The 5,806-nt window shown below is 48.2% G+C and carries 4 protein-coding genes; 3 read left to right on the forward strand and 1 reads right to left on the reverse strand.

Translation table 11 applies throughout. From position 1 onward, the window contains the following. The first annotated feature begins 558 nt into the window (after nt 1–558). Complete coding sequence (locus ACR2PX_RS29085; protein ID WP_434002848.1) at nt 559–3,666, forward strand: M43 family zinc metalloprotease; 3,108 nt, start codon at nt 559–561, stop codon at nt 3,664–3,666. Between the two features lie 78 nt (nt 3,667–3,744). On the opposite strand, the gene ACR2PX_RS29090 is transcribed toward ACR2PX_RS29085, so the two are convergent. Next, nucleotides 3,745–4,983: a B12-binding domain-containing radical SAM protein gene (locus tag ACR2PX_RS29090; RefSeq protein WP_434002849.1), complete on the reverse strand. Its 1,239-nt coding sequence runs from the start codon at nt 4,981–4,983 to the stop codon at nt 3,745–3,747. 221 nt (nt 4,984–5,204) lie between these two features. Here ACR2PX_RS29090 and ACR2PX_RS29095 point away from each other — a divergent pair, with 221 nt between their 5' ends. Together ACR2PX_RS29095 and ACR2PX_RS29100 are read left to right on the forward strand one after the other, a co-directional pair. After that, nucleotides 5,205–5,345: a hypothetical protein gene (locus tag ACR2PX_RS29095; protein WP_434002850.1), complete on the forward strand. Its 141-nt coding sequence runs from the start codon at nt 5,205–5,207 to the stop codon at nt 5,343–5,345. Nucleotides 5,346–5,379: 34 nt separating this feature from the next. Further along, a complete protein-coding gene (locus ACR2PX_RS29100; protein ID WP_434002851.1) occupies nt 5,380–5,673 on the forward strand; it encodes a hypothetical protein in 294 nt (97 codons plus the stop codon). The last annotated feature ends 133 nt before the right edge of the window (nt 5,674–5,806 follow it).

A 5,806-nucleotide genomic window follows, 5' to 3' on the forward strand; every position in this document is an offset into this window, starting at 1 on the left:
AGCCTGCTGCTGTGATGTTGATTGTACCTCGCTAGGCTTGGCACAAGAGTCACAGTAGTAGACTGGTTCCGCAGTCCACAAGAATCTTCCTTCGTCAAACGCTAAAAACTGCAGAATCGAGTTTAAACATTAAACAAAGACTAATAAGAGCGATTGGTGTGACGACGAACCTTCTTATTGTTGCCATGAGTGCTCCAATTGTACCTTTCTTTCTTTAAAAAATGATCAGTACATCCTAACGTCTTTGTGTTAACCATTCTGACTCAATTCCACTGTCGTCTTTGTAACTACCCCTCTACTTCCGTGATCCTGTTCTCAAAAACCGGCTTAAGAGCATGCTTACAGATTGTATACAATATAAATTAGTCAAAAGCTAATAACGATTGGATTCGTGGTTTTCAAAAAGGATTAAGCTGTAAAAGCGAATTTAAAAAAGGGGCTTAAAACTGTTCAAGGCTTTCCAGCCTGATGTATTTCATAACAAAAGCAGTGAAGATTAAGGCAGTTTGCCAGCCAGGGGAAAAATAAAAATAATAACGTCTGAAGGAATGAATCATAATGCTTAAACATTTCAGGACAGGTGCAGTCCTTACTGCCCTATCCCTAATTACTGCATTGTCAGTCAATGCCGGAGAAAAACCTCCTGGCGCTCTGACTCAGCAGTCATTCTCGACTGTAAACGCCTCAACCCTACTAAAACAACTGACTGTCTCAGACCATGTAAAGTCTGGTGGACACGTCTGTGGTACCGATGAAAACGGCCAGCAATGGCAGCCCAGCCCGAATGAAAAACAGTTTTTCGAGGGCAGTAAAATCAGTCAGCAGTTTGGCAAACTGAACATGGCTGTATCACCCACAGCTATTGGCAATGCGGATGACGGCGAATACATTGTTCCCGTCGTTTTTCATATATACGGCTCCGAGCATAACTGTAGCTCTGGCGGCATTTGCGCACCGGATTCCGTTATCAAGGATGCCCTGCGAAAATCCAATGAAGACTTTCAGGGTCTCAATACTCAGGATGGCCCTATCGCTGCTCAGTTTCAGGCTATTCGTGAAAACATGAACGTAGAGTTTGTGCTGGCTCAGGTGGATCCAAGCGGCAACCCAACAACCGGTATCGTTCGCCATGGTGCAGCGTCTGGTTATGGTAACTATGAAGCTCCCAATGATGCCGCCCGTGCTGCCAAAAATGCTGAAATCGCGGCAGACGCATGGGATAACTATCGTTACATGAACATCTATATCATGAACGATCTGAGTGGTGATGGAGAGACCAATAACTCGGGGGTTGCCTGGTATCCGTCCACCAGCATGTCAGACGATGGTCTGGCCCGTGTGGTTTACAACGGCGCCTATCTTGGCACCAATACCAGTGAAAACTTCCGCTCGGTTCTGACTCATGAATTTGGTCACTGGCTGAATCTGCCTCACACTTTCGATGGCAATACCTGCAGCTCCGAAAACGAAATTTTCTGTTCTCACAGTGGTGACCGTGTCTGCGATACGCCCCAAATGATCAACAGCTCCATGGCAAATAATGCTGAAAACTGTCTGGGTGATCCAACCAATACCGAGAACTTCATGCATTACACCGATAACTACGCCATGTTCACCCAACAGCAGGCGCAACGCATGTATGCCGCGTTGCATCACCCTGCCCGTGCGAGCCTCTGGACTGACGAAAATCTGGTTTCTGTCGGTCTTAGCCAATATGTCGCCGGTAGTCCCCATAGCTGGGATGGTTCGGGAGCAGATGCCCCTCCTGAAGGTGAAGTGCTGATGGAAATTCCGGGGCTTGCCGCTGAGAAAGGTGACATCGACACTTACACCATTGAGCTGGAAGCCGGTACCGAAGTGGTTGCGTTCTATCTCGACGGCTACTCAGAAGATCCTGACCTTTACGTACGACATGGTCAGACTCCTTCTTTCGATGGCACCAACTGGACTTATGATTACCAGTCTTTCCTTGCGGCAGGCACACCGGAGTTTGTCGGTATAGTCAGTCCTAAAACGACAGGCACCTACTATGTTACCGTCCACGCATTCTCAGCCTACTCTAACGCACGCCTGATGGCTGTGAAGATGGATGATCCGACTTTATGTGTAGGTTGTGAGCGGGTAGTCCTGCATGAAGAAGATAATCTAACCGCCAAGAAAGGCGATGCCCCGAAAAACTACGCTTTCACTGTACCGGTGGATGCCACGCGGGTCATGGTTGAAATTCCCGGCGGTTATGGCAGCACTCTTGAAGGTGGACCTGACCCGGATCTTTATGTCAGCCACAACTCTGTACCCACTACAGAACAATCAGATTGTTCACCGTTCAAAGCTCCCGGTTTAAGAGAAGTTTGTGAGTTTACCGGCAGTGACCTGGGTGGTACGTACAATGTCATGATCGTACCTTTCCTTGACTACAGCGATGTATCACTGCGTGTTGTCTACGACCGCCCCATTCCAACAGGTGGCGAGAACGAAGCTCCTACCGCCAATGCCAATGGACCTTACTCTGCGGAGCTAGGCAACGCTATTCTCTTCAGCAGTGCCGGCTCTTCCGACTCAGATGGCAGCATTGCCAGCTACAGCTGGAACTTTGGCGACGGGAATACCAGTACAACCGCCAGTTCAAGCCACACCTATGCTAATGCTGGCACTTATACCGTCACCCTGACTGTTACAGACGACGGTGGTAAAACTGCGACTGCAACCGTTACGGCAGAAGTTACTGAAGTACCCAGCAACCAGTTAGAATCCGGGGTTCCGGTCACAGGAGTATCGGCAGGAGCCGGTGAAGATGTCATTTACTTCATTGATATTCCAGCCAACGCGACTAATGTTGTCTTCAATATCAGTGGCGGTAGCGGTGATGCCGATCTTTATACGCAGTTTGGTTCTGAACCCACAGATTCAAGTTACGCTTGCCGTCCTTATGTTGGTGGTAACGAAGAATCCTGTAGCCAGGCTAATCCATCGGAAGGACGCTGGTATGTCAGAGTGAAGGGTTATCAGACTTTCGCGGATGTGACCCTGACTGTCACCTATGATGTAGCCGGCCCGAATGTTGCGCCTACCGCCAATGCTAACGGCCCTTATTCTGGCAACGCTAACACTGCCATCAGTTTTTCCAGTGCGGGCTCCAGCGACAGCGATGGCAGCATCGCCAGCTATGCATGGAACTTTGGTGACGGTGCGACCAGCACTGCAGCCAATCCATCCCATACCTACAGCACGGCTGGAACTTACAACGCTACTTTAACCGTGACCGATAATGCCGGTGCTTCAGCGTCTGCAACAGCTGCGGTCACCGTTGGCGCAGCGGTTCCTGGCGGACTGGTTAACGCGTGTGCTTCGGAGTCTTCCACCGATTATGTCAATATGGAAAGTGGTAAACCTTACTGTGTCACCAGCAGTACCGGTAACAAAGTTTACTTCTATTTCCATACCACCAGCGCAACCCGAGCGACACTGAAAACCGAGCACGGCTCAGGTGACGCAACTCTGTATTACAGCAACAGCACCTGGCCTAGTACTACCCAGTACACAACCAGATCCAATAACAGTGGTAATACCGAGAGCATCACTACAACTGATCTGGGAAATGGCTGGAATCACATCATGATCGATGGCACCCACAGTGGCATGACCATTCAGCTTGATCTTGAATGATCTGACCTTCACCTTACATTGACCTAAAAAACCCCGGCACAGTCCGGGGTTTTTATTTTCATATCAGCAACAAAGTCGTTAAACACTGAAGGCAGTGGCAACACCCAACTGAGACACTTGGCGAAACTTTCTTGCCATGTAACGTCCAGGAGCATTGAAACGGTAATAAAAGTCTTCTGCCCCCTTTTCAAGTTCACTGGCACTCATACCTTTGGGCGTATAAACAGCATGGGTCCCGTCGTACTTGGACCAGTCGTGCGCCAGAATACGCCCCTCTTCTTCCAGTTGTTGATAGACTCTGGAGCCGGGAAAAGGAATCATGATCACCGGCACACAAACATCGACGCCTACTTCATGGAAAAACTGGGCACTTTCCTTAAAGATACCCGTATCATGCTCGTCAAAACCCAGAATGGCGGCCGAATCCACAATAATTCCGTGTTCATGAAGTCGAGCAATCTGTTCTTTGATTTTCTCTGCTTTAACAAAGCCTTTTCCAGAATATTTAAGCGCCGCTTTGGAAGGTGTTTCTATCCCAATCAACAGATATCTGAGTCCTGAGCGGGCAGCCGCATCCAGCAACTCCGGATCATCAGCAATTTTAATGGTTGTCTCCCCTACCCAGTTGATATTCAAGGGCTCCAGAGCTTTGAAAAGTTCAAGTGCATACTCCCTGTTATCCGTGAGGTTGTCAGCATGCAGCTCCATCCAGTCGGTTTCCAGCTCACTGATTTCATCAACAACGTCCTGGACCGGACGATAACGAGTATTCCCCAACATGCCCGGTACCAGACAGAAACTGCACTTGTGACGACAGCCCCGACTGACCAGTACAGACCATATACCATCGTAATCAGAATGAGGGATCAGATGAGTTGGATAAGGGTTCACTTCGGCAAGATCAGCCTGGCTGCCCTGATACTGCTTTTTCAACTGACCACTCTGCGCATCACTCAACATCTCAAGCCAGACGTTCTCACACTCTCCGGTGAGAACCGCATCTGCGTACTGAATCGCTTCTTCCTTCATAAAGGTGGCATGAAGACCGGCTATGACGACCTGAATCTTCCTGTCAAGAAACGCCTCAGCCAATTCATAACCTCGCATTGCATCAGGCGTTGAGAAAAACAAATCCACCAGATCAGCTTGTATTTTTTTTGGATTCACGGCCCGAATGGTTTCGTCAAACATGGCCAGGTCATAATGATCAGGCGTTGCCGCAGCAGCAGAGAATATGGACTGGGGTGGCCCACCACGGGTTTTCTTGTAATCCTTGAAATCACCGGGTGCAGAGGCTTTGATGAGTACAACTTTCATGATGGTGTCTCCCATGCAATGGAATCTTGGACAACGTTGCCGGGAAGAGATGAATCAAACAGCAACCATTGACGGTGACTACCTTAAGGCTGATTAATATATTAAACGTGTCTATTCCTGCGGATATTGACCCAAGACATCAGGACATGGTTTTACACGCTTATGAAGTATACAATTCTGCCACTCATTCCCCCCCTACTTCATCAAATAAGGAGCTTTTGATGTACTTCTGGAAAATTGAGTCTTTAAAAGACGATATCAGGAACCACCGCTTTACTGAAAAAGATCGGTTTATCTACGCTTTGATCTCTGTCGCTGTGTCTGTCATGGCAATAGAACTGATGTACTACGCCCCCCCTTGAGAACCCTAATATCTGGGACACAGTGGATTCGGTTTTGGCCATACTGATCGCCATTCTGGGCACTATTTATGTATTCCGATCCAATGGTGGCGCTTCTGGAGAGGATTTTCTCGGTCGTTTCTTCAGTATCGGTTTTGTCATGACCATCCGCTTTCTGACAATCCTGATTCCCTTAACAGTAGCCCTGACCTTCTATTACATGGCGGAATTTCCAGAAGGTGAAACCATTGTCACTACGCCTCTGGATATCGCATTCTTCAACATCTGGTACGGCTGCCTGTTCTGGCGCATAGGCAAACATATTACTGATTTGCAGAATAAAGCTTAAAATCGGGGTAACTATTCAGCACCCCCTGCTGGAAATGGGTGGTGCTGAAATGCTTACCGCACAAGGGGTAGAAAAAGCTGTCTGATCGTTTAGCTTTCTGAAAAAGGAGTTTTTGACGAAAAATGCACCTAAA

It is taken from the genome of Endozoicomonas sp. (assembly GCF_051008435.1).
Lineage (GTDB): Bacteria > Pseudomonadota > Gammaproteobacteria > Pseudomonadales > Endozoicomonadaceae > Endozoicomonas_A.

What these genes read in the sequence shown, in the direction of transcription:
- ACR2PX_RS29085 (WP_434002848.1), top strand. Translation starts at nt 559, where the DNA reads ATGCTTAAACATTTCAGGACAGGTGCAGTCCTTACTGCCCTATCCCTA.
- ACR2PX_RS29095 (WP_434002850.1), top strand. Translation starts at nt 5,205, where the DNA reads ATGTACTTCTGGAAAATTGAGTCTTTAAAAGACGATATCAGGAACCAC.
- ACR2PX_RS29090 (WP_434002849.1), bottom strand. Translation starts at nt 4,983, where the DNA reads ATGAAAGTTGTACTCATCAAAGCCTCTGCACCCGGTGATTTCAAGGAT.